Source organism: Streptomyces brevispora, assembly GCF_007829885.1.
Taxonomy (GTDB): domain Bacteria; phylum Actinomycetota; class Actinomycetes; order Streptomycetales; family Streptomycetaceae; genus Streptomyces; species Streptomyces brevispora.
Genome location: NZ_VIWW01000001.1, coordinates 729699 through 752607 on the forward strand (window position 1 = coordinate 729699; position 22909 = coordinate 752607).

The window sequence follows — 22909 nt, forward strand, 5'->3', positions numbered from 1 at the left end:
ATGAACACCGAGGAGAACCTGTGAACACCCCGTCCGCCCAGCCCGCACTGCTGATCGCCGGCCACGGCACCCGGGACGAGGGCGGGGCCGCCGCCTTCCGCGACTTCGTGGCCGAGCTCGGCGCCCGCAACCCGCAACTGCCCGTCGCGGGCGGCTTCATCGAGCTGTCGCCGCCGCCGCTCGGCGACGCGGTGACCGAGCTCGTCGAGCGTGGTGTGAAGCGCTTCGCCGCCGTCCCGCTGATGCTGGTGTCGGCGGGGCACGCCAAGGGCGACATCCCGGCGGCGCTGACCCGCGAGAAGGAGCGCCACCCCGGCATCTCGTACACCTACGGGCGTCCGCTGGGCCCGCACCCGGCGCTGCTGAAGGTGCTGGAGCGGCGGGTCGACGAGGTACTGGGCGACACCGACCGCTCCGAGGTGACGGTGCTGCTGGTCGGGCGCGGCTCCACCGACCCGGACGCCAACGCCGAGGTGTACAAGGCGTCGAGGCTGTTCTGGGAGGGCCGGGGGTACGCCGGGGTGGAGACGGCGTTCGTCTCGCTGGCCGCACCCGATGTGCCGTCGGGTCTGGACCGTTGCGTGAAGCTGGGTGCGGGGCGCATAGTCGTTCTGCCGTACTTCCTCTTCACCGGCATCCTGCCGGACCGGGTGCGTCAGCAGACCGGGAAGTGGGCCGCCGCCCATCCGGAGCTGGATGTCCGGTCGGCCGAGGTGATCGGCGCCGCGGAGGAACTGCTCGATCTCGTCATGGAGCGCTACCGGGAGGCCGTCAAGGGCGATCTGCGGATGAACTGCGACTCTTGCGTGTACCGGATCGCACTGCCGGGCTTCGAGGACAAGGTGGGACTGCCGCAGCAGCCGCACTTCCACCCTGACGACGACGGCCATCACCACCACCCCCACCATGGCGGTCATGCACACTCCCACTGAGAGCCCCGACGCAACCGGCGCGGGCGCGCACGATCTGCGGCATCACGGTGACGCAGAGGTACGGGGACGGGGCCGGGATCTGACCGATCTCGCCGTCAACGTACGGGCCGGTACCCCACCGGCCTGGCTGAAGGAGCGGATAGCCGCGTCGCTGGGCGCGCTCGCCGCCTACCCGGACGGGCGTCCGGCGCTCGCGGCAGTCGCCGCACGGCACGGGCTGCCGCCCGAGCGGGTCCTGTTGACCGCGGGTGCGGCGGAGGCGTTCGTGCTGATCGCACGCGCGCTGCCGGCCCGGCGTCCGGTCGTGGTCCATCCGCAGTTCACCGAGCCCGAGGCCGCCCTGCGCGCCGCCGGGCACGAGGTGGGGCGGGTGCTGTTGCGCGCGGAGGACGGCTTCCGGCTGGACCCGGCCGCGGTTCCGGCGGACGCGGATCTGGTGGTGGTCGGCAATCCGACCAACCCGACGTCCGTGCTGCACCCGGCGGCCGTGCTGGAGCAACTGGCGCGCCCCGGGCGGACGCTGGTGGTCGACGAGGCGTTCATGGACGCGGTGCCCGATGAGCGCGAGGCGCTGTGCGGCCGTACGGATGTCCCCGGGCTGGTCGTCCTGCGCAGCCTCACCAAGACCTGGGGGCTCGCCGGACTGCGGATCGGTTATGTCACGGCCGCGCCGGAGACCGTGCGCAGGCTGGCCCGGGCGCAGCCGCTGTGGCCGGTGTCGGCGCCGGCGCTGACGGCCGCCGAGGCGTGCGTGGAGCCTCGGGCGCTGGCGGAGGCGGCGGACGCGGCGGAACGCATCGCGGTGGACCGCCGCCATCTGGTCGCGGGGCTCCGCGAGTTCACCGAGATACGGGTGGTGGAGCCGGCCGAGGGCCCGTTCGTCCTGATCCGGCTGGAGCGGGCCGCGGAGATCCGGCAGCGGCTGCGGACGCTGGGCTTCGCGGCCCGGCGCGGCGACACGTTTCCGGGGCTCGGCACCGACTGGCTGCGGCTGGCGGTGCGCGACCGTACGACGACCAACAGCTTTCTGCAGGTGCTCGACCAGGCACTCCAGGCACTGACCACGGTCGGCCGGTGACGGTCCCGGCAGGCGGCGACGCCTGAGGGGCGGGGAACGGTGCTCCACTCACGGAACACCGCTCCCCGCCCCCGTTCTTCCTTACGGCCCCCCGGCCTCCCCCTCGGGCACTGATTCGCTCACCCGGACGTCAGCTCTGCGCACGCCGCCGAACCACGACCATCGCGCCGGCGCCGACCGCCAGCAGCAGCGCCGCACCGCCTGCGATGTACGGCGTGGCGGAGCTGGAGCCCGTCTCGGCGAGGTCGGCGTCGGCAGCCGCGGGGGTGTTGCCGGTGCCGGTCTGAGTCTTCACGTCGCCGCCGCCGGTGCCGGAGTGGTGACCAGCCGTGGAGCCCCCGTTGCCGGTGCTGGAGCCGCTGCCCGTCGAACCTCCGTTGGACGAGCCGCCGCTGGAGCCGCCGTCGGTCGAACCGCCGTCGCCGGAGCCCCCGTCGGACGCACCACCGTCGGACGAGCCGCCATCACTGGAACCGCCGTCGTCGGAGCCCCCGTCGGACGCACCACCGTCGGACGAGCCGCCATCACTGGAACCGCCGTCCGACGAGCCGCCGTCGGTGGAGCCGCCCGGCCTGGGAGCCTTCGGCGTCTCGCAGGTGGCCTCGGCGAGCGTGACCTCGCCCCGCACATCGGCGACGTTCAGCTTGAGCGGGTTCACCGAGACCTTCAGCTGAAGTGCCGCGGCCGCCGCGGTGCGTGAGGTGGTGTGCGTCTTCGACAGGTCGAGCGTCACCTCGCCGACGTCCGGCACCTTGACCTCCGTGGTACCTCCGGCCGTCAGGGTCACACGCCGGCCGAGCACCTTCACGTGACCCAGCACATTCGACTCGGCGACCGGCCTGTGGCCCACCTCGCAGACCGCCTTGGACGTGACCTGCTCGACCTCGATCAGCGAGAGCAGCGGCAGACCGGGCAGGTGCAGCCGGGCCCTCGCGATGTTGCTGTAACCCTCGGCACGGTGCTCGTCGGCGGTGGCGTTAGCCGTGGCGACATCGGCACGCAGCACGCTGAACGGCTTCCCGTGGTCGACGCCGTCGAGCCGCACGCTGAGCGCCGTCTCCTTGGCGGCGGCCGGGGCGTGCACCTCGTTGAGCGCGGCCTTGAGCGGCACGTCGATCGTCTTGTTCAGGAGCGAGACGTCGAGTGCGGTACGGAGCACTACCGCGCTCGCCTTCCCGTCGCCGGTGGTCGTGGTCGTCGCGGTGGCGGCCTGCGCCGGGACGGCGACCAGCAGTGCGACGGGAGCGGCGGCGACCGCCAGGGCGGCGAGGCGGAAGGTGTTGCTGTTCAAGATGGTGGAACCCCCACAAGAGACATGGAGCCACCGGCGCCGTCCAATGCGGGACATCGCGGGCACCGGTGGCCTCGACTCCGTGAATCTTTACGCACAGAGGGTGAACTGACCGACACCTGAGGTGAGTTCACCCCAAAGGGGGGTTTCCGTGCTTGTATTCGATTATCTCGGCACGTGCGTTCCTCTGGTTCACCCGATTCGCCGAGCGTGGGCGGTCCGCGGACGGACCGCGCCGGAGCATGCGCAGAGGTGCTTCAACGAGCGGGCCGGCTCCCGGTAACTGCCGGTCAACACGGCGAACCCCGGGCCGGTCCGGACCCGGGGCCCGCCCGTCAGCCGATCACGCGCCCGTTCAGCACGACCCGGCGGGGCGCGGCCAGCACGCGCACGTCCGCCCGCGGATCCTCGTCGTAGACCACGAGGTCGGCCGGGGCGCCCTCCTCGAGTCCCGGCCTGCCGAGCCACTCGCGCGCGCCCCAGGCCGCCGCGGACAGTGCCTCCAGGGCGGGGATGCCCGCCTTCACCAGTTCGGCGACCTCGTCGGCCACCAGCCCGTGTGCCAGCACACCGCCCGCGTCGGTGCCGACGAAGACGGGGATCCCGGCGTCATGGGCGGCGCCCACCGTGGCGTACCGCCGCTCGTGCAGCCGGCGCATATGGGCGGACCAGCGCGGGTACTTGGCGTCGCCGCCCCGCGCCAGCGAGGGGAAGGTGGCGATGTTGACCAGCGTCGGAACGATCGCGACCCCGCGCTCCGCGAAGAGCGGGATCGTCTCCTCGGTGAGCCCGGTCGCATGCTCGACGCAGTCGATCCCGGCCTCGACGAGGTCGCGCAGGGAGTCCTCGGCGAAGCAGTGCGCGGTGACCCGGGCGCCCAGCCGGTGCGCCTCGGCGATAGCGGCCCCGACCGCCTCGCGCGGCCAGCACGCGGTCAGGTCGCCCACCCCCCGGTCGATCCAGTCGCCGACCAGCTTCACCCAGCCGTCGCCGCGGCGCGCCTCCTGCGCCACGTACGCCACCAGCTCGTCCGGCTCGATCTCGTACGCGTAGTTCCTGGTGTACCGCCGGGTCCTGGCGATGTGCCGGCCGGCCCTGATGATCTTCGGCAGGTCCTCGCGGTCGTCGATCCACCGGGTGTCGGCGGGCGAACCCGCGTCCCGCAGGAGCAGCGCGCCGGCCTCCCGGTCATCGACGGCCTGCTTCTCGGTGGTCGCGGTGTCGACGGCCCCGTGGTGGTCGAGCCCGACGTGGCAGTGGGCGTCGACCAGCCCCGGCAGTACCCACCCGGTGAGGACCGTCGCCCCGTCCGCACCGGCGGGCCGCTCGTACGAGACGCGTCCGTCGACCGCCCAGAGCTCGTCCCTGACCTCGTCGGGTCCGACGAGCACCCGCCCCTTCACATGCAGCACCCTCGGCGCCTCGTGATCGCTCATGGACTGCACTGTACGAGGCACCCCGGAGGCCGCCCAGGCGGTGCTGGGTACCCTCGGTGCAGGCCCGGCCCGCAGGCCCCGCCGCACACCGATCCGATCGCGAAGAGAGCACCACCGTGACGCACCCCTTCCTCGACCTCGCCCCGCTCACCCCCGCGCACTTCGCGGCCGTGGAGCGGCGGGTGGCCGGCCTCCTCGCCACCGAGCAGGATGTCGTCATCATGCAGGGCGAGGCGCTGCTCCCCCTCGAAGGCTGCATCCGGGGCGGCGCCCGGCCCGGCTCGACCGCGCTGAACGTGGTCACTGGGCCTTACGGGCAGACCTTCGGCAACTGGCTGCGCGACTGCGGCGCCGAGGTCATCGACCTGGCGGTGCCCTTCCACACGGCGGTCACCGCCGACCAGGTCGCGCAGGCGCTGGCCGCGCACCCGGAGATCGACTTCGTCTCGCTGGTCCACGCGGAGGCGGCGACCGGCAACACCAACCCGGTCGCGGAGATCGGCGAGGTCGTGCGCGCGCACGGGGCGCTGTTCATGCTGGACGCCGTCGCCTCGGTGGGTGCCGAGCCGCTGCTGCCCGACGCGTGGGGCGTCGACCTGTGCGTGATCGGCGCGCAGAAGGCGATGGGCGGTCCGGCCGGGGTGTCGGCCGTGTCGGTGAGCGCCCGCGCCTGGGAGCGGATCGCCGCCAACCCGCAGGCCCCGCGCCGCTCCTACCTCTCCCTGCTGGACTGGAAGGAGCGCTGGATCGACGGCGGCCGCAAGGCGCTGCTGCACGCGCCGGCGCAGTTGGAGATGCTGGCGCTGGAGGCCTGCGTGGAGCGGATCGAGGCGGAGGGCCTGGGTTCCCTGATGGCCCGTCACGCCGCCGCGGCCGCGGCCACCCGGGCCGGCGCGCTCGCGCTGGGCGGCGGCCTGACCCCGTATGTGCACGAGGCGAAGGACGCGGCGCCGGTGGCGACCACGCTGCGCGCTCCGGAGGGCGTGGACGCCGCGGGTCTGGTCGCGCGGTCGCTCGCCGCCGACCCGTCGCTGCCGCTGATCGCGGGCGGCGGGGCGCTGTCCAAGGAGATGATCCGGGTCAATCACTACGGGGTGGACGCGACGCGGGGCGCGGTGCTCTCCTCACTCGCGGCTCTGGGGGCGGCGCTGGCCGATGCGGGCCGGCAGGTCAATTTCGAAGCTGCCCGCAAGGCGGTTTCGGAAACCTGGCCCAGCGAATAAATTCCGACGCAATCCAAGAATGCGGGGAGCTGCCTCATCGAGAGCAGCTCCCCGCATTCTTCTTCCCGCTCCCTCCGAGGCTAAACACCCCAGTTCCGGCGAGGCGATCTCACTCAATTCGATTGCGCTCCAAGAGAGTTACGACGTTGTGACCGACCCCACATCGAGACCGTTATGTCAGATAAATACAGTCCAAACCGGGAGGAAACGTAACCGATTCGCGCCGGGGCGCGCACCCGCCTGATAACACAGAAGGCCGTCCCACCCAACCCCTTCCCTCGATGCAATTTCAGAATTTGCTGGGTAAATTCAATTCGCATGACCGCCGCACCAGCAGATTTTGCAAGTGCCCGAAGCGAATTCATCACCATCGACACCCCGCGAGTGGAGGACGGAGCCGCGATCTGGCGCATTGCCCGCGACTCCGAGGTCCTGGACCTCAACTCCTCGTACAGCTACCTGCTGTGGTGCCGTGACTTCGCGGCGACCTCCGTGGTCGCCCGCGACGAGACCGGCAGCCCGGTCGCCTTCGTGACGGGGTACATCAGGCCCGACCGCCCCGAGACGCTCGTCGTCTGGCAGGTGGCCGTCGACCACGGCCATCGCGGCACCGGCCTGGCGGCGAAGCTGCTGGACGCCCTGACCGCACGGGTCGCCGCGGAACAGGGCCTCGCCTCGGTCGAGACGACCGTCACACCGGACAACACCGCGTCGGACCGCCTGTTCACCTCCTACGCCCGGCGTCACGACGTGGCCCTGGAGCGCGAGGTGCTCTTCGACGGCGGCCTGTTCCCGGAGGGCACTCATCTGCCGGAAGTGCTCTACAGCATCGGCCCGTTCCACGTCTGAGCGCGCGCGCTTCCGCCGGCGGGCCCCGGGCCCGCCGCAGTCCCCTTCACCGCCGCACGTCACGCCCCCTCACGCAGGAGACCCGCTGTGACCATCACCCCGCCCGCCCACCCGTCTCCCTCCGCCACCCTCAACCGGCATGCCTACGGCATGACTCCTCCTGATCTGAGCGTCTTCGAGACCCTGGAGTCCGAGGTACGCAGCTACTGCCGCGCCTGGCCCGCCGTGTTCGACCGCGCACAGGGCGCCCGGCTGACGGACGAGGACGGCCACTCGTACCTCGACTTCTTCGCCGGAGCCGGTTCCCTCAACTACGGCCACAACAACCCGGTGCTGAAACGCGCGCTGATCGACTACATCGAGCGCGACGGCATCACCCACGGCCTCGACATGGCGACCACCGCCAAACGAGCCTTCCTGGAGACCTTCCAGAACGTCGTCCTGCGGCCGCGCGACCTGCCGTACAAGGTGATGTTCCCCGGCCCGACGGGCACCAACGCCGTCGAGTCGGCGCTGAAGCTGGCCCGCAAGGTCAAGGGCCGTGAGTCCGTGGTCTCGTTCACCAACGCCTTCCACGGCATGTCGCTCGGCTCGCTGGCCGTCACCGGCAACGCCTTCAAGCGGGCCGGTGCCGGTATTCCGCTGGTGCACGGCACGCCGATGCCGTTCGACAACTACTTCGACGGCCAGGTCCCCGACTTCCTCTGGTTCGAGAGCCTCCTGGAGGACCAGGGGTCCGGGCTCAACAAGCCCGCCGCCGTGATCGTGGAGACCGTCCAGGGCGAGGGCGGCATCAACGTCGCCCGCGCCGAGTGGCTCCGTGCGCTCCAGGATCTGTGCCACCGCCAGGACATGCTGCTGATCGTCGACGACATCCAGATGGGCTGCGGCCGTACCGGCGGCTTCTTCTCCTTCGAGGAGGCCGGCATCACGCCGGACATCGTGACGCTGTCGAAGTCCATCAGCGGCTACGGGATGCCCATGTCGCTCTGCCTGTTCAAGCCCGAGCTGGACGTCTGGGAGCCGGGCGAGCACAACGGCACCTTCCGCGGCAACAACCCGGCGTTCGTCACCGCCGCCGCCGCGCTCGACGCCTACTGGGCGGACGGCCAGATGGAGAAGCAGACGCTGGCCCGCGGCGAGCAGGTCGAGCAGGCGCTGCTGGCGATCTGCGGCGAGCACGACACCGCGCGGTTCCGCGGCCGCGGACTGGTGTGGGGCCTGGAGTTCGACGACCCCACGCGCGCGTCGGCCGTGTGCGCCCGCGCGTTCGAACTGGGGCTGCTGCTGGAGACCTCGGGTCCGCAGAGCGAGGTCGTCAAGCTGCTGCCGCCGCTGACCATCACCCCCGAGGAGCTGGACGAGGGCCTGCGCACGATGGCCCGTGCCGTCCGCGAGACCGCCTGACCCGGGGCCGCCCCGGGCGGGCCCGATGAGATACACCGCTGCAGAGAGAAAGGCACCGACCCACCGTGATTGTCCGATCGTTCAGTGACATCGAGAACACCGACCGGCATGTGAAGTCCGCCTCCGGCACCTGGGAGAGCAAGCGCATCGTGCTTGCCAAGGAGAAGGTGGGCTTCTCGCTCCACGAGACCGTTCTGTACGCGGGCACGGAGACGTCGATGTGGTACGCCAACCACATCGAGGCCGTGCTCTGCACGGAGGGCGAGGCCGAACTCACCAACGACGAGACCGGTGAGAAGCACTGGATCGCCCCCGGCACGATGTACCTGTTGAACGGGCACGAGCACCACACGCTGCGCCCCAAGACGGACTTCCGGTGCGTGTGCGTCTTCAACCCTCCTGTCACCGGACGGGAGGACCACGACGAGAACGGTGTCTACCCTCCCCCAGAGCTGGACGCCTGGGGGGACCCCCTCCTGACCGAGGAGGGCTGAACCATCATGACCGCTGATGTACGTGCCGACCTGTACCCATCGCGGGGCGCCGCCGAGATGACCACTCCCCGCCAGGACCCGGTCATCTGGTCCGCGCCCGGCGCACCGGGTCCGATCGCCGCGAAGGAGCTCCAGGGCTTCGAGCGCGACGGCTTCCTCACCGTCGACCAGCTGATCGGGCCGGACGAGGTGGCCGGGTACCACGCCGAGCTGGAGCGGCTGATCGCCGACCCGGTGGTACGCGCCGACGAGCGCTCGATCATCGAGCCGAAGTCGCAGAAGGTGCGGTCGGTGTTCGAGGTCCACCGGATCAGCGAGGTCTTCGCCCGGCTGGTCAGCGATGAGCGCGTGGTGGGCCGGGCCCGTCAGATCCTCGGTTCGGACGTGTACGTCCACCAGTCCCGGATCAACGTCAAGCCGGGCTTCGGTGCCTCGGGGTTCTACTGGCACTCGGACTTCGAGACCTGGCACGCCGAGGACGGTCTGCCGAACATGCGGGCGGTGTCCGTCTCGATCGCGCTGACCGAGAACCACGACACCAACGGCGGGCTGATGATCATGCCCGGCTCGCACAAGTCGTTCCTCGGGTGCTCGGGCGAGACGCCGAAGGACAACTACAAGAAGTCGCTTCAGATGCAGGATGCGGGCACCCCGTCCGACGAGGCGCTGACGAGGATGGCCGGCCGGCACGGCATCAAGCTGTTCACCGGCAGGGCCGGTTCGGCGACCTGGTTCGACTGCAACTGCATGCACGGCTCGGGGGACAACATCACCCCGTACCCGCGCAGCAATGTCTTCATCGTGTTCAACAGCGTGGAGAACAAGGCCGAGGAGCCCTTCGCGGCCCCGGTCCGCCGCCCGGAGTTCATCGGGGCGCGGGACTTCACGCCGGTGAGGTAGGGCCGGACCACGGTGTGGCGCGGGGGCGGGGGCCAAGTGCCGTCCCCGCCCCCGCGTCATAACCCGGTGGACCCCGCGACGGTCACCGGCGACAGTGAGGCCCATGACTTCACACGTACACCACATCACCATCGACTGCGGCGATGCCTACCAACTCGCCACGTTCTGGGCCGAGGTGCTGGGCGCCTCCCTCTCCGACGACGATTCCCCCGGTGACCCCGAGGCCCTCGTCGAGGCCCCCGGTGCCGCGCTGCTGTTCATCTCCGTGCCCGAGCCGAAGAGCACCAAGAACCGCATCCACCTGGACATCCAGCCGCAGGACCGCACCCGGGACGAGGAGGTCGAGCGACTGCTCGCCCTCGGCGCCACGCTTGTCGGAGATCACCGCCGGCCCAACGGGCGCGGCTGGGCGACCCTGGCCGACCCCGAGGGCAACGAGTTCTGCGTGGAGTGCAGTGCGCGCGAGCGGGCGACGCTGACCGGGACCAGGCTGCCGGTCACCGCGGACGACGTGACGTCGGCGGTACGGCTCGCGGTCGCCGCGCTCAAGGAGGCCCCGGCGGACCGCTGGCACACCCCGGCGGGGACGCTCACCTGGGACTGCTGGGAGACCGTGGAGCACCTGAGCGACGACCTCTTCGCCTACGCGGCCCAACTGGGTCCGCAGTCACCGCCATTGGACAGCGATGTGCCGTTCCACTGGGCCCCGCGGCGCGAGGGCGGCCCGTTCAACGCGATCTTCGCCGACCCGGCGGCCGGTGCGGCCGGCCTGTTGCGGACCCTGGAGGCGAGCGGGGCGCTGCTCGCGGCGATGGTCAGGACGACCTCGCCGGACATCCGCTCGTACCACAGCTACGGGATCTCCGACGCGGAGGGATTCGCCGCGATGGGCATCGTGGAGACCCTGGTGCACACCCATGACCTCGCCGAGGGCCTGGGCCTCGGCTGGACGCCGTCCGCGGAGCTGTGCGACCGGGTGCTGGCGCGGCTCTTCCCCGACGCCCCGGACGACGAGGACCGGTGGGCCGTACTGCTCTGGTCCACCGGTCGCGCCGAACTGCCGGGCCGTGCGCGGGTGACGTCGTGGAAGTGGCACGGGGCCCCGCTGGACGGGGCCGCGCCGAGCCCGTCCGGCAGTTGAGGACGGAGCGGCAACCGGCCGGCCGCCCCACCCACCTCACCCGTCGAGCCGCACCACCCGCACCGCCCCCGCCGGTACCGCGAGATGCCCCGCTGCGCCCTCTCCGGTGAGGAGCTCCGTACCGGTGGCGGCCAGCGGAACCTTCGCGTCGGCCCCCGTGTGGTTGATCGCGAAGAGGTACGTGCCGCCGTCACCGGTGCGCCGCACGACCTCGACGTCGTGCGGCAGTCCGGTGCGCGGCGCGACGCGGGCGTCGTCGCAGGCCCGGTCGAGCACGGCGTCCAGATCAGGGCCGGTCAGCCGGGTGGAGACGTACCAGGCCGTGCCCCCGCCCAGACGGTGGCGGGTGACGGCGGGCCGGCCGGCCGGGATGCCGTCGGCGTAGGACCAGACGGTCTCGGCGCCGCGCGGGATCACCACGTCCGACCAGACGTCACCGCTCAGCTCGGGCCCCTCGGGCGCGCCCTCGGGGGTGATCAGGCGGACCTTACCGCCCTCGGCGAGCGGGGAGAACTCCTCGATCGTCAGGCCGAGTACGTCGCGCAGGGCGCCCGGGTACGGCCCGGGGTGCACGGCGTCGTGGGTGTCGACGATGCCGGAGAAGTACGAGACGACGAGTGTGCCGCCGCCCTCCACGTAGCGGCGCAGATTGCGGCCGGACTCCTCGGTGGCGAGGTAGAGGGCCGGGACGACGACCAGCGGGTACCCGGACAGATCGGTGTCGGGGTGGGCGAAGTCGACGGTGAGGTGGCGGTCGAAGAGCGAGGCGTAGAACGCGTCGGCGCGCTCGCGTGCGTCGTGGTCCTGACTCGGACGCCACTCCAGGGACTGGGCCCACCAGGACTGCCAGTCCCAGACCATGGCGACGTCGGCGACGGTCCGGGTGGCGCGGATCTCGTTCAGCAGGCCGAGATCGGCCCCGAGCCGGGAGACCTCGCGCCAGATCCGGGAGTCCGTGCCGGCGTGCGGGAGCATCGCCGAGTGGAACTTCTCGGCGCCCCGCCGGGACTGCCGCCACTGGAAGAACATCGCGCCGTCGGAGCCGCGGGCGACATGGGCGAGGCTGTTGCGGGCCATCTCGCCGGGGTGCTTGGCGGGGTTGCGGGGCTGCCAGTTGACGCCGCCGGTGGAGTGCTCCAGCAGCAGCCAGGGCGCGCCGCCCGCCACCGAGCGGGTCAGGTCGGCGGCCATCGCGAGATTGACATGGGTGCGGCGGCCGTCGGTGATCAGGTAGTGGTCGTTGGTGACGAGGTCGACCTCCCGCCCCCAGGCCCAGTAGTCCACCGAGCCGCACTGGCTGAGTGCGGTCATGAAGTTGGTGGTGACGGGGGCGCCGGGGGCCAGCCGGTGCAGGATGTCGCGTTCGGCGCAGAAGTTCTCGCGCATGGTGGCGTCGGCGAAGCGGGCGTAGTCGAGCTGCTGGGCGGGGTTGCCGACGGTCGGGGTGGTGCGCGGCGGGTCGATCTCGTCGAGGCCGCGGTAGCGCTGGCCCCAGAAGGCGGTGCCCCAGGCCTCGTTGACGGCGTCGACGCCCCCGTGGCGGTCGGCGAGCCAGCGGCGGAAGTGGGCGGCGCAGCTGTCGCAGTAGCAGGCGCTGACGGGGACGCCGTACTCGTTGTGGACGTGCCACATGGCGAGGGCCGGGTGGTTCCCGTACCGGCGGGCGAGCTGTTCGGTGATGCCGGCCGCGGCCGAGCGGTAGTCGGGGTTGCTGTGGCAGATCGCGCCGCGTGAGCCGAAGGCGTAGCGGACGCCCTCCCGGCTGACCGGCAGGGCTTCGGGGTGGGCGCGGTAGAACCAGGCGGGCGGGGCGACGGTGGGGGTACCGAGGTCGGCGCGGATGCCGTTGACGTGCAGCAGGTCCAGGAGCCGGTCGAGCCAGCCGAAGTCGTACGTACCGGGTTCGGGCTCCAGCAGTGCCCAGGAGAAGATCCCGACGCTGACCATGGTCACGCCGGCCTCCCGCATGAGGCGTACGTCCTCGTGCCAGACCTCCTCGGGCCACTGCTCGGGGTTGTAGTCGCCGCCGAAGGCCAGCTGGTGCAGACCCTGCGGGGCAGTCGCGCGAGGGGTGTGCGGCATGGGTGTCTCCTGGGCTCTTGGTACAACTTCTGGGAACGTGCACACACACTCTCGGTGGCGCAGAGCCAACATAACCGCACAGCAACAACCATTGACAAGTGTCGGTTTCGTTTCTCTACTGTGAACGCTCACAGCGCATATGTCGGCGCTGCACCCTCGCTTCTCGTCAGGGGAGAAATCCATGAAGTACCGCATCGTCGCGGCGTCCGCGGCCGCCTCGCTCGCCGCCGCCCTGCTCACGGGCTGCGGCTCGTCGGACGACGGCAGCAGCGGGGACGGCCCGGCCGCCTCCGGCCCCGCATCGCTCACGTACTGGGCCTGGGCCCCCGGCCTCGACAAGGTCGCCGACATCTGGAACAAGGGCGAGGGCAAGAAGGCCGGCATCACGGTCACCGTGAAGAAGCAGGCCTCGGGCGACGACCTGGTCACCAAGATCATCACCGCGGCGAAGGCGCACACGGCCCCCGACCTGGTGCAGGCCGAGTACCAGGCGCTCCCCACCCTGGTCTCCAACGACGTGCTCGCCGACATCTCCAAGGAGGCGGGCGACGCCAAGGGCAAGTTCGCCGACGGGGTCTGGCAGCAGACGACGCTGGGCTCGGACGCCCTGTACGCGCTGCCACAGGACTCCGGCCCGCTGATGTTCTACTACCGCCAGGACCTGTTCAAGAAGTACGGCCTGTCCGTACCCACCACCTGGGACGAGTTCGCCGAGACCGCCCGCGCGCTGAAGAAGAAGGCCCCCGGCAAGGACCTCACCACCTTCTCGTCCAACGACTCCGGTCTCTTCGCGGGCCTCGCCCAGCAGGCGGGCGCGCAGTGGTGGACCACCGGCGGCGACAAGTGGAAGGTCGCGATCGACGACCCGGCCACGCGGAAGGTCGCGGACTTCTGGGGCGGCCTGGTCAAGGAGGGCGCCATCGACAACCAGCCGATGTACACCCCGGCCTGGAACAAGGCGCTCAACACCGGCAAGCAGATCGCCTGGGTCAGCGCGGTCTGGGCGCCCGGCGTTTTCACCACGGCGGCCCCCGACACCGCGGGCAAGTGGGCCATGGCCCCACTCCCCCAGTGGACGGCGGGCCAGAACGTCACCGGCAGCTGGGGCGGCTCCTCCACCGCCGTCACCAACGACTCCAAGCACAAGGAAGCCGCCGCGACCTTCGTGAAGTGGCTGAACACCGACGCCACGGCGCTCGCCGCGCTGGTGAAGGAGAGCGGCATCTACCCCGCCGCCACGGCCGCGCAGACCGGCGGCGCCCTCGCCCAGCCCCCGGTGTACTTCCCCAACCAGCCGGACTTCTACGCCGAGGCGGCCAAGATAGCCAAGGGCACCGCCCCCGCCGCCTGGGGTCCGAACGTGAACGTCGCGTACACCGCCTTCAAGGACAGCTTCGCCGCGGCGGCCAAGAGCAGGGCGGACTTCGGCCCGGCCCTGACCGCCATGCAGGACGCCACCGTCGCGGACCTGAAGAAGCAGGGCTTCGGAGTCTCCGAGTGACACGCGCCACGCGCAGGAAGGCGTACGGGGTCAAGAGCGCCCCGTACGTCTTCCTGGTCCCCGCCACCGCGCTCTTCCTGCTCTTCTTCGCCCTGCCCATCGGATACGCGCTCTACCTCAGCTTCCGCCGGACCGAGGTCAGCGGCCTCGGCCTGGGCAAGGGCGCCCGCACGGAGATCTGGGCCGGTCTGGCCAACTACACCGAAGCGCTCTCCGACTCCGAACTGCTCCACGGCGCACTGCGCATCCTCGGCTACGGCGCGATCGTCGTCCCGGTGATGCTCGGACTGGCCCTGCTGTTCGCCCTGCTCCTGGACACCGAACGGCTCCGGCTGCGCGGCTTCACCCGGCTGGCGATCTTCCTCCCGTACGCCATCCCGGGGGTGGTCGCCGCACTGATGTGGGGCTTCCTCTACCTGCCGGACGTCAGCCCGTTCTACTTCCTGCTGGACAAGGCAGGTCTGCCGCAGCCCGGCCTGCTCGACGGCGGACCGCTCTACCTCGCCCTGGCCAACATCGCGGTCTGGGGCGGCACCGGCTTCAACATGATCGTGATCTACACCTCGTTGCGGGCGATCCCCGCCGAGATCTTCGAGGCGGCCCGGCTGGACGGCTGCTCGCAGTGGCAGATCGCGCTCCGCATCAAGATCCCGATGGTGGCGCCCTCGCTGGTGCTGACGTTCTTCTTCTCGATCATCGCGACACTCCAGGTGTTCAACGAACCGACGACGCTGAAGCCGCTCACCAACTCCCTCTCCAGCACCTGGAGTCCGCTGATGAAGGTCTATCAGGACGCCTTCGTCAACAACGACATCTATGCGGCCGCCGCCCAGGCGGTCATCATCGCCGTCGCCACCCTGACCCTGTCCTTCGGCTTCCTCAAGGCGGCCAACTCCCGTACGAAGCAGGGGGACCATCAGTGACCACGCAGCTCGTCCGGCCGCTGCCCACGGCCCCCCGCCGGTTCGCCCTCGTGCCCACGGCGGCCCTGCTGCTCGGCGCCCTGTACTGCCTGCTGCCCGTCGCCTGGGTGCTGGTCGCCTCGACCAAGTCCGGCAGCGAACTGTTCTCCACCTTCACCTTCCTGCCCGGCACCGGGTTCGCGGACAACGTCTCCGAGCTCTCCGCGTACCGGGACGGGGTGTACTGGAAGTGGATGGTCAACTCGGCCTTCTACGCCGGAGCCGGCGCCCTGCTGTCCACGGCCGTGTCCGCGATATCGGGGTACGCCCTGGCCGTGTACCGGTTCCGCGGCAAGGAGAGCATCTTCAACATCCTGCTGGCCGGGGTGCTGATGCCGCCGGTGATCCTCGCCGTACCGCAGTACCTGCTGCTGGCGAAGGCCGACTTGACCGACTCGTATCTCTCGGTCCTGCTGCCGGTGATCCTCTCTCCGTACGGGGTGTACCTCGCCCGGATCTATGCGGCGGCCGCCGTGCCGGGCGATGTGATCGAGGCCGGGCGGATGGACGGCGGCAGCGAGTGGCGCATCTTCCGGACCATCGCACTGCCGATGATGCTGCCCGGCCTGGTGACCGTCTTCCTCTTCCAGTTCGTCGCGATCTGGAACAACTTCCTGCTGCCGTACATCATGCTCGGCGACGACGAGAAGTTCCCGGTCACGCTGGGGCTCTACACCCTTCTCCAGCAGGGCTCCACCACTCCGGCCCTCTATACCCTGGTGATCACGGGGGCGCTCCTGGCGATCGTCCCGCTGATCGCCCTGTTCCTGGTCATTCAGCGTTTCTGGAGCCTCGACCTGCTCTCCGGCGCCGTAAAGTCCTGACGGGCCCCGCCAGGACACCACTTGATGAAAGATCACGCACCATGAGCCGCACAGAACAGACCGGTACGGGACGCCGCCGGCCACCGACGATCCACGATGTGGCGCGGGAGGCCGGAGTCTCGCGCGGCACGGTCTCGCGGGTGCTCAACGGCGGCCACAACGTCAGCCCGGCCGCACTCGACGCGGTCAACTCCGCCATCCGCAAGACCGGTTACACCGTGAACCGGCACGCCAGGTCGCTGATCACGGGCCGCTCCGACTCGGTGGCGTTCCTGCTCACCGAGCCCCAGGAGCGGTTCTTCGAGGACCCGAACTTCAATGTGCTGCTGCGCGGCTGCACCAGCGCGCTCGCCGCGCACGACATCCCGCTGCTGCTGATGATCGCCGGTACGGAGGCGGAGCGCCGCCGGAACATGCGGTACATCGCCGGCCATGTGGACGGGGTCCTGCTGGTCTCCAGCCACTCCGGCGACCCGGTCGCCGCCCAGCTGCACGAGGCAGGGGTCCCCCTGGTCGCCTGCGGAAAGCCGCTCGGGCAGGGCTCGAAGGTCAGTTACGTGGCGGCCGACGACCGGGACGGCGCCCGGGACATGGTGCGCTTCCTGTACGAGTCGGGGCGCCGCCGGATCGGTACGGTCAGCGGCCCGCTGGACACCCCGGGCGGCGTGGAGCGGCTGGCCGGCTACCGCGAGATGCTCGCCGACTGCGGGCTGCCCGCAGACGACGCGCTGATCGTGCCGGGCGACTACAGCCGGGCGGGCGGCGAGGCGGCCGCCGCGCTGCTGCTGGAGCGGGTCCCGGACCTGGACGCGGTGTTCGTCGCCTCGGACCTGATGGCGCAGGGGGTGCTCGCCGCGCTGGAGAAGGCGGGGCGCAGCGTGCCGCACGATGTCGCGGTGGGCGGCTTCGACGACTCCCCCGCCGCGCTCGCCTCCCGTCCCGCGCTGACGACGATCCGTCAGCCGTGGGACCGGATCAGCGCCGAGATGGTACGGGTGCTGCTGGCCCAGATCGGCGGGGACGACCCGGCCGCGGTGATACTCCCCACCGAACTGGTCCGCCGCGACTCGGCGTGAGACCCGGGGCTCCGGCCGCGGCGCCCGGGGAACGCCGCCCGGTCCGCGGCGGGGAAGGGGCCGCCGACCGCACGCGCCGACGGCGCGGCCGGGGCCACGGGGTCACGGGGTCACGGGGTCACGGGGTCAGCCCGACAGCACGTCCAGCGCACGGTCCACGTCGGCCTCGGTGTTGTACAGGTGGAAGGCCGCCCGCAGGTTGCCGGCCCGGTTGGAGACCATCACCCCGGCCCGTACCAACTCCGCCGCCCTGTCCCCGAGTCCGGGCACCGCGACCACGGCCGTCTCCCCCGGCACCGCCTCGCGCCCCAGCCCGGCCAGACCGGCCCGGAAGCGGGCGGCGAGCCCGGTGGCGTGGCCGTGGACGGCGTCGATGCCGATCTCGTTCAGCAGCGCGAGGGAGCGCTCGGCGCCGTGGTACGAGAGGAACGCGGGCGGCTCGTCGTAGCGGCGGGCGTCGGGCGCGAGCTTGGCGACCGGCCCGTAGGTGCTGCCCCACCGGTCCTCGGCCGTGACCCACCCGGCGAAGACCGGAGCCAGGGACTGCTGCGCCTCCTCGGTGACGGTGAGGAACGACGCGCCGCGCGGGCAGAGCAGGAATTTGTAGCCGCCCGCGACGGTGTAGTCGTACGCCCCGGCATCGAGCGGCAGCCAGCCCGCGGACTGGGTGGCGTCCAGGAGCGTACGGGCCCCGTGGGCGGCCGCGGCGGCCCGGACCGCGTCCAGATCCGCGATCCGGCCGTCGGCCGACTGCACGGCGGAGAAGGCGACGAGCGCGGTCCCCGGGCGCACCGAGTCGGCCAGCTCCGCCAGCGGGACATACCGCATCCGGAGGTCACCGCGGACCGCGAACGGGGTGACGACCGAGCTGAACTCCCCCTCGGGCACCAGCACTTCGGCCCCAGCCGGGAGCGAGCAGGCGATCAGACCGACGTGGACGGAGACCGAGCTGCCGACCGCGACCCGGTCGGCCCCGACACCGGCGAGCCGCGCGAAACCGTCCCTGGCACCGTCCAGCGCCTCGAAATCGCCCGCACCGTCCCGGCGGCCCGTGGCGTTCTGCTCGGCGAGGACTTTCACCGCGTCGACGGTTCGGCGGGGCAGCAGCCCGCAGGTGGATGTGTTGAGGTAGGCGGTCTCCGGCGCGAACTCGGCGTCGACCGCACGGCTGAGCGAAGAGATCATCATGCGCCCAGCCTGAAGCCCCCTTAACTCATAGTCAATCACCAGTAGTTAAGGGGTACCTCCAAGCAATGCTTATGTTTACGGTCGGTCGGCGGTCAGCACTGCCGCCCGCCCGCTGTCAGCCGTTGCCGCCGGCCTGCGGAACCTCGCACGCGCCGTCGGCGTCGCACGCCGCGGCGTCCCCGCCGATCGCGGTCAGCGGGCGGTCCTGCCACGCCTGCTCCAGCGCCTGGGCGAAGACCTCGGCGGGCTGGCCGCCGGAGATCCCGTACCGCCGGTCCAGTACGAAGAACGGCACCCCGTTGGCTCCCAGCTCGGACGCCTCCCGCTCATCGGCCCGCACCTCGGCCGCGTACGCCTGCGGGTCGGCGAGCAACGCGCGCGCCTCGTCGGCGTCCAGACCGGCCTCGACGGCCAGCTCGACCAGCACGTCACCGTCGAAGACGGACCGCTCCTCGGCGAAGTTCGCCCGGTAGGCGAGGTCCAGCAGCTCGTCCTGACGGCCGCGGGCCCTGGCCAGGTGCAGCAGCCGGTGGATGTCGAAGGTGCTGCCGTGGTCCCGCCCCTCGGTGCGGTAGCCGAGCCCTTCGGCGTGCGCGTTGGCCGCGACGTTCGCCTCCATGGACCGCGCTTCCTCCGGGGTACGCCCGTACTTCTGCGCCAGCATGTCGATGACCTGCACGGTGTCGCCCTTGGCCCGCCCCGGGTCGAGCTCGAAGGAACGGTGCACCACCTCGACCTCGTCGCGGTGGGCGAACCCTGCCAGGCCCTTCTCGAAACGGGCCTTGCCGATGTAGCACCAAGGGCAGGCGATGTCGCTCCAGATCTCGACGCGCATGACTCTTCTTCTCTCCAGGCTCTCGGACGGCTGCTCACGCAGCACGGAGGGACCCTCCGCTCCCCTGGAAACGCTTGTCCGGGCCCTGCTCATTCCCCGCGCCGCGCCCCCGGCCGAGGAGCCGTCCGGATAGGACGGTCCGGCTACGGACGGTCCGCTCTCAGGACGGTCCGGATGCAACGGTGGTCGTTACAAGATGGTCCGGTTACAAGGTGGTCCGGTTCATCGGACGGGGAAGCGGTTCCAGTGCGCCGGCGTCGCGCAGGCGCACATAGGCGTCCACGACGGCCTCGATGTCCTGGGGCGGTGCGATGTCGAGGAGCAGGCCCTCTCCGCCCAGTTCCTCGCGGACCGCGCCCACCCCGTCCGGGACCAGCGCCGCACGCCCCGGAGAGAAATAGCCGAGCCGGCCGACGCACAGCTGGGAGAGCGTGTAGTCGTAGCCGGCGTCGTCCTCCAGGGCGTCGAGCAGGTCGTCGTCGGTCACATCGCCGATGTCCGGCTGCCAGATGTCCGCGATCAGTGCGAGGAGTGCGGCTTCGGGGACCTCGGCGCCGTCCGGGGAGACGACCGTCAGCACGACCGCCTGGGTCACGTACTCCGATTCGCCGCCGCCCCGCCCGGCGATGCCGATCTCCCAGCCCGGCTCGCCCGTGCTCGCCAGGCTCAGACCGGCCCCGTCCGACGTCTGCGGGGAGTCGTGATCGGCCTGCAGCGCGGCGCCCAGTTCCGCCCCGTCGGGCCGCAGTCGCGTGGGACGGCCGTAACCGTGGTGCTGGGTCCAGGTCCACGGCTGCCCCGCCGGGGCGGAACCGGCCGCCGGAAGCAGCGCGGGAAGCGCGTCCAGCATCGCCTTCCAGCGTCCCGCGAGCTCCGGGACCGACTCCTTCCGGGGTCCCCAGAAGCCCCGCACCACACGTCGCATGTCCTGCCTCCACCGTTGTGAGCCGCCGTAGGTCCCCACCCGCAACCGCACGTGCGGATCGGCGCGCCCAGGCTAGTCGAAGGCCTCGGGCTTCCTGGTGCTCTTGGCCGGGTTCTGCTTGCTGTAGACGACCTTGATCGGGAGCCCCTCTTCCCGGAAGGCCTTCCTGGCCGCCTTGGCGACGTCCGGGTCGGAGAAGTGCCATTCGACCGCACGCCCGCCGGAGGCGTTGACCTGCTCCGTCGCCTCCTTGACGAACTTCTCCCGGCCGGAGCCGGTGAGGGTTCCGCTGTCCCCCTGCTTCAGGTAGCTCTTGTAGCCGTTCTTGGCCTCCAGGAAGGTCTGCCGGCCGGAGTCCCAGCCGTCGTACTCCACCGGCGGCTTGCCCTCCTTGGGGTTGGCGACGATGTACTCCTTGCCGCGCTTGGTGCCGGTGATCTGTTCCTGGTACCGCAGCCAGGACTCGTTCTTCCAGTTGGGCTTGGGGTTGCGGTCTCGGCTCCCCCAGTACCCGTCGCCGGCGTCGGCGGAGCCGAGATCCCGGTCCTTCAGGTTCTTGGCCCAGTCCGGGGAGTTGTAGTTGCGCGGGTCGGAGGTGTCGTTTCGCTTGGCGTCCGGCCACGGCTTCTTCTTCTCCAGCGCCTTGGCGGCGCGGTCCTTCTCCTCGGCGCGCTTCTTGTCCGTCCAGGCGGCGCGTTCCTGGTCACGGGCCTCCTTGGCCTTGGCCTCGGCCTCCTTGTCACAACCGCTGTCGGCAAGGACCACGCGGCCCGGCGGGCCCGTGGCGAGCACGCCGGTCCCGGACCCGGCGACACCGGAGCCGCCGTAGCGTGTCAGGGGTCCGAAGGCGATGGTGCAGCCGGTCTTGCGGGCCGCGTCCTCGGCCTTGTCCGCCGCGTCGTCGGCCTCCTTCGCCGCCTTGCGGGCGCCGTCGACGTCACCGGCCTCGGCCGCCTTACGGGCCCTGCGTGACGCCTTGCCCGCGTCGTCGGCGGCCTCGGCCACATCGGCGGCGATGTGCCCGAACTTGCCGAGTCTGCTGGTCTTGCCGACGACCTTCGCGACGTCGTACCCGGGGATGAAGAGGGACCCGACGTTCCACGCGACGTCCGTGACGGCCCGGGTCTTCTGCCCGTTGTTCCACCGCTCGCGTACGTCGTCGCCGACGAACATGTCGTCGCCGACCTTCACCACGGTGTTCAACGACGCCTTGCCGTAGTCCAACACCGAGCCGAAGTAGTCGCCCTTGCTCCACTTGCTCCCGGCGTCCTTGGAGTCGTCCATCCACTGGCCGCCGAGCTGCTTGCCGTAGTCGGCGATGCCGGACCACGTCGAGGGCTTGAAGAGGTCGACGACCCCGGTCACATCGCCCCAGATGCCGTCCACGGCGACGCCCTTGACGACCTGGGTGACGCCGTCCCAGGCGCAGCCGAAGAAGCCGCCGCAGTCCTCCTTCTTGTCCCCGCCGCCGGAGTCCCCCGCGTCGTCCTCGCCGGGTGCGGGGATGTCGTCGTACTCGGCCTCGGGCTCTGCGGCGGTCTCGGAGTAGGTGTCCGTGCCGGGCCCGTCGGGACCGGCCGTACCGCCGGAGTCGCCGCCGCCTGAGTCGCCGCCGCCGGAGCCGGAGGAGCCCGCCCCGCCCGTGGTATCGCCGCCGGAGGAGCTGCCGTTGGTGGTGGCTCCTCCGGTCGTACCGCTCGCGCCACCGCTGCTGCCGTTCGCACCGCCGGCCCCGGTCCCTCCGCCCGCACCGGCGCCGCCGCCGGCAGGGCCGCCGCTTCCGGTGGAGCCACCGGTTCCACTCGCCCCGCCCGTGCCGGTGGAGTCACCGTTACCGCTGGACGTACCGCCCCCGTCCGCGCCGCCGACGACCGTGGCGCCACCGTCGGCACCGCCGACATTCGCACCGCCCGAATCGGCACCGCCCGTATCCGCACCGCCGGCCGAGCCACCCGCGTTCACCGAGTCGCTGCCGGTACCCGTCGCCGGGCAGGACGTGCCCGTGAGCGAGCAGATCGCGGCCTGGATGCGGTCCGTGATCCTGCCGCCCACACCGCTCAGCACCAGGGCCGCGACGACGGCCACGACGACCGTGACCAGGCCCAAGTACTCCAGGGCCGTCTGACCCCGGTCGCGGCGCCACGTGATCATGTGGGCGAAGGAGAACTCCGGCTTCTTCTCGCGCTCCCGCTCCGGCAGACGGAACCACGCACGGCTCTCCGCCCGGGTCAGGAACACCAGAATGACCACCGGCAGGAACACCTGCGTGAAGCCGTGCACCGATCCGCCGACGGCATTGGCCAGGCCGCCGAGGACCAACCACACCTGTACGGCGACGAGTCCGCCCCACACACGCCTGCCGCCGGTCCACGCGCGCCGCGACAACAGCCAGCCCACGACACCGGGAACCGCCCCGTACAGCAGGACCCCGAGGACGACACCGTCCACCGCGTCGGCGGCGAGCGCGGAACCCAACAGGCCGACGGCGCCCAGCAGCGTCGCACCGAAGAGGACGTGCAGCAGCAGACGGGCCGCACCCATGGCGCGCGGCAATGCCCGCCGCCCGGCTCCGGGCGCCGGTCCGGCGCCTCCGTACGCGGATATGCCACCGATCGCCGACATGCTCAGCTCCCCCGACTGCACCGCCCGCGGGCGGGATGACGACTCCTCAGGCTACGGATCCGGAGCCCCGCCGTCATGGGCCCCAGGACCCTGTCCCGGACCCAACGACGCTGGTTCCGAGCTCAGTTGCGCCCGGAAGCCCG

At 71.2% G+C, this 22909-nt stretch carries 18 protein-coding genes and 1 pseudogene; 12 read left to right on the forward strand and 7 right to left on the reverse strand.

Going from position 1 to position 22909, the window contains the following annotated elements:
• The first annotated feature begins 20 nt into the window (after positions 1-20).
• Together FHX80_RS03440 and cobC are read left to right on the forward strand one after the other, a co-directional pair.
• Positions 21-932 carry a sirohydrochlorin chelatase gene (locus FHX80_RS03440; RefSeq protein ID WP_244318123.1) on the forward strand — a complete coding sequence of 304 codons (912 nt, stop codon included), beginning with the start codon at positions 21-23 and terminating at the stop codon, positions 930-932.
• Positions 901-2010 (forward strand): annotated as a pseudogene (gene cobC, locus FHX80_RS03445) (Rv2231c family histidinol phosphate aminotransferase CobC); the annotation flags it as partial. The gene FHX80_RS03440 and the pseudogene cobC, both read left to right, overlap by 32 nt.
• Positions 2011-2140: 130 nt before the next feature.
• Here the strand turns inward: cobC and FHX80_RS03450 are convergent.
• Together FHX80_RS03450 and FHX80_RS03455 are read right to left on the reverse strand one after the other, a co-directional pair.
• A complete protein-coding gene (locus FHX80_RS03450) occupies positions 2141-3301 on the reverse strand; it encodes an SCO1860 family LAETG-anchored protein (RefSeq protein WP_145762755.1) in 1161 nt (386 codons plus the stop codon).
• Positions 3302-3636: 335 nt separating this feature from the next.
• The gene (locus FHX80_RS03455; RefSeq protein WP_145762756.1) at positions 3637-4737 is read right to left on the reverse strand and encodes an amidohydrolase family protein; all 1101 of its coding nucleotides are present in this window, start codon (positions 4735-4737) and stop codon (positions 3637-3639) included.
• Between the two features lie 116 nt (positions 4738-4853).
• On the opposite strand from FHX80_RS03455, the gene FHX80_RS03460 reads away from it, so the two are divergent.
• From FHX80_RS03460 to FHX80_RS03485, 6 genes are all read left to right on the forward strand, one after another.
• Entirely contained in the window at positions 4854-5960 is a 1107-nt protein-coding gene (locus FHX80_RS03460) for a pyridoxal-phosphate-dependent aminotransferase family protein (RefSeq protein WP_145762757.1), read from the forward strand.
• A gap of 318 nt (positions 5961-6278) precedes the next feature.
• Entirely contained in the window at positions 6279-6809 is a 531-nt protein-coding gene (gene ectA / locus FHX80_RS03465; RefSeq protein WP_280118741.1) for a diaminobutyrate acetyltransferase, read from the forward strand.
• A gap of 150 nt (positions 6810-6959) precedes the next feature.
• Positions 6960-8216, forward strand: a complete 1257-nt coding sequence (gene ectB, locus FHX80_RS03470; protein ID WP_145767048.1) for a diaminobutyrate--2-oxoglutarate transaminase — start codon at positions 6960-6962, stop codon at positions 8214-8216.
• Positions 8217-8281: 65 nt separating this feature from the next.
• Positions 8282-8710: an ectoine synthase gene (locus FHX80_RS03475; protein ID WP_145762758.1), complete on the forward strand. Its 429-nt coding sequence runs from the start codon at positions 8282-8284 to the stop codon at positions 8708-8710.
• A 6-nt stretch (positions 8711-8716) separates the two neighbouring features.
• Positions 8717-9610 carry an ectoine hydroxylase gene (gene thpD, locus FHX80_RS03480; RefSeq protein WP_145762759.1) on the forward strand — a complete coding sequence of 298 codons (894 nt, stop codon included), beginning with the start codon at positions 8717-8719 and terminating at the stop codon, positions 9608-9610.
• Positions 9611-9713: 103 nt separating this feature from the next.
• The gene (locus FHX80_RS03485) at positions 9714-10751 is read left to right on the forward strand and encodes a VOC family protein (protein ID WP_145762760.1); all 1038 of its coding nucleotides are present in this window, start codon (positions 9714-9716) and stop codon (positions 10749-10751) included.
• 36 nt (positions 10752-10787) lie between these two features.
• Here FHX80_RS03485 and FHX80_RS03490 read toward each other — a convergent pair whose 3' ends face one another.
• The gene (locus tag FHX80_RS03490) at positions 10788-12833 is read right to left on the reverse strand and encodes a beta-galactosidase (RefSeq protein ID WP_145762761.1); all 2046 of its coding nucleotides are present in this window, start codon (positions 12831-12833) and stop codon (positions 10788-10790) included.
• A 181-nt stretch (positions 12834-13014) separates the two neighbouring features.
• Between FHX80_RS03490 and FHX80_RS03495 the strand changes: the two genes are divergently transcribed.
• The 4 genes from FHX80_RS03495 to FHX80_RS03510 are packed head-to-tail and all read left to right on the forward strand — an operon-like array spanning position 13015 to position 17196.
• Entirely contained in the window at positions 13015-14334 is a 1320-nt protein-coding gene (locus tag FHX80_RS03495; protein ID WP_145762762.1) for an extracellular solute-binding protein, read from the forward strand.
• Complete coding sequence (locus FHX80_RS03500; protein WP_145762763.1) at positions 14331-15257, forward strand: carbohydrate ABC transporter permease; 927 nt, start codon at positions 14331-14333, stop codon at positions 15255-15257. The genes FHX80_RS03495 and FHX80_RS03500 overlap by 4 nt, the downstream gene beginning before the upstream one ends.
• Positions 15254-16120 carry a carbohydrate ABC transporter permease gene (locus FHX80_RS03505; RefSeq protein ID WP_208764572.1) on the forward strand — a complete coding sequence of 289 codons (867 nt, stop codon included), beginning with the start codon at positions 15254-15256 and terminating at the stop codon, positions 16118-16120. The genes FHX80_RS03500 and FHX80_RS03505 overlap by 4 nt, the downstream gene beginning before the upstream one ends.
• A gap of 41 nt (positions 16121-16161) precedes the next feature.
• Complete coding sequence (locus tag FHX80_RS03510; RefSeq protein WP_145762764.1) at positions 16162-17196, forward strand: LacI family DNA-binding transcriptional regulator; 1035 nt, start codon at positions 16162-16164, stop codon at positions 17194-17196.
• Positions 17197-17322: 126 nt separating this feature from the next.
• Here the strand turns inward: FHX80_RS03510 and FHX80_RS03515 are convergent, their stop codons facing one another.
• From FHX80_RS03515 to FHX80_RS03530, 4 genes are all read right to left on the reverse strand, one after another.
• Positions 17323-18384, reverse strand: coding sequence for an aminotransferase class V-fold PLP-dependent enzyme (locus tag FHX80_RS03515; protein ID WP_145762765.1), 1062 nt, complete (start codon positions 18382-18384; stop codon positions 17323-17325).
• Positions 18385-18499: 115 nt separating this feature from the next.
• A complete protein-coding gene (locus tag FHX80_RS03520) occupies positions 18500-19219 on the reverse strand; it encodes a DsbA family oxidoreductase (protein WP_145762766.1) in 720 nt (239 codons plus the stop codon).
• 205 nt (positions 19220-19424) lie between these two features.
• Complete coding sequence (locus FHX80_RS03525; RefSeq protein ID WP_145762767.1) at positions 19425-20144, reverse strand: hypothetical protein; 720 nt, start codon at positions 20142-20144, stop codon at positions 19425-19427.
• Between the two features lie 72 nt (positions 20145-20216).
• Entirely contained in the window at positions 20217-22766 is a 2550-nt protein-coding gene (locus tag FHX80_RS03530; protein WP_145762768.1) for a Tox-REase-5 domain-containing protein, read from the reverse strand.
• Positions 22767-22909: the final 143 nt, after the last annotated feature.

Bases quoted from the DNA above. Each gene is read 5' to 3' on its own strand.
- FHX80_RS03455 (WP_145762756.1), bottom strand. From the start codon at position 4,737: ATGAGCGATCACGAGGCGCCGAGGGTGCTGCATGTGAAGGGGCGGGTG.
- ectA (WP_280118741.1), top strand. From the start codon at position 6,279: ATGACCGCCGCACCAGCAGATTTTGCAAGTGCCCGAAGCGAATTCATC.
- thpD (WP_145762759.1), top strand. From the start codon at position 8,717: ATGACCGCTGATGTACGTGCCGACCTGTACCCATCGCGGGGCGCCGCC.
- FHX80_RS03490 (WP_145762761.1), bottom strand. From the start codon at position 12,833: ATGCCGCACACCCCTCGCGCGACTGCCCCGCAGGGTCTGCACCAGCTG.
- FHX80_RS03520 (WP_145762766.1), bottom strand. From the start codon at position 19,219: ATGCGCGTCGAGATCTGGAGCGACATCGCCTGCCCTTGGTGCTACATC.
- FHX80_RS03510 (WP_145762764.1), top strand. From the start codon at position 16,162: ATGAGCCGCACAGAACAGACCGGTACGGGACGCCGCCGGCCACCGACG.
- FHX80_RS03485 (WP_145762760.1), top strand. From the start codon at position 9,714: ATGACTTCACACGTACACCACATCACCATCGACTGCGGCGATGCCTAC.
- FHX80_RS03495 (WP_145762762.1), top strand. From the start codon at position 13,015: ATGAAGTACCGCATCGTCGCGGCGTCCGCGGCCGCCTCGCTCGCCGCC.
- FHX80_RS03525 (WP_145762767.1), bottom strand. From the start codon at position 20,144: ATGCGACGTGTGGTGCGGGGCTTCTGGGGACCCCGGAAGGAGTCGGTC.
- FHX80_RS03515 (WP_145762765.1), bottom strand. From the start codon at position 18,384: ATGATGATCTCTTCGCTCAGCCGTGCGGTCGACGCCGAGTTCGCGCCG.
- FHX80_RS03530 (WP_145762768.1), bottom strand. From the start codon at position 22,766: ATGTCGGCGATCGGTGGCATATCCGCGTACGGAGGCGCCGGACCGGCG.
- ectB (WP_145767048.1), top strand. From the start codon at position 6,960: ATGACTCCTCCTGATCTGAGCGTCTTCGAGACCCTGGAGTCCGAGGTA.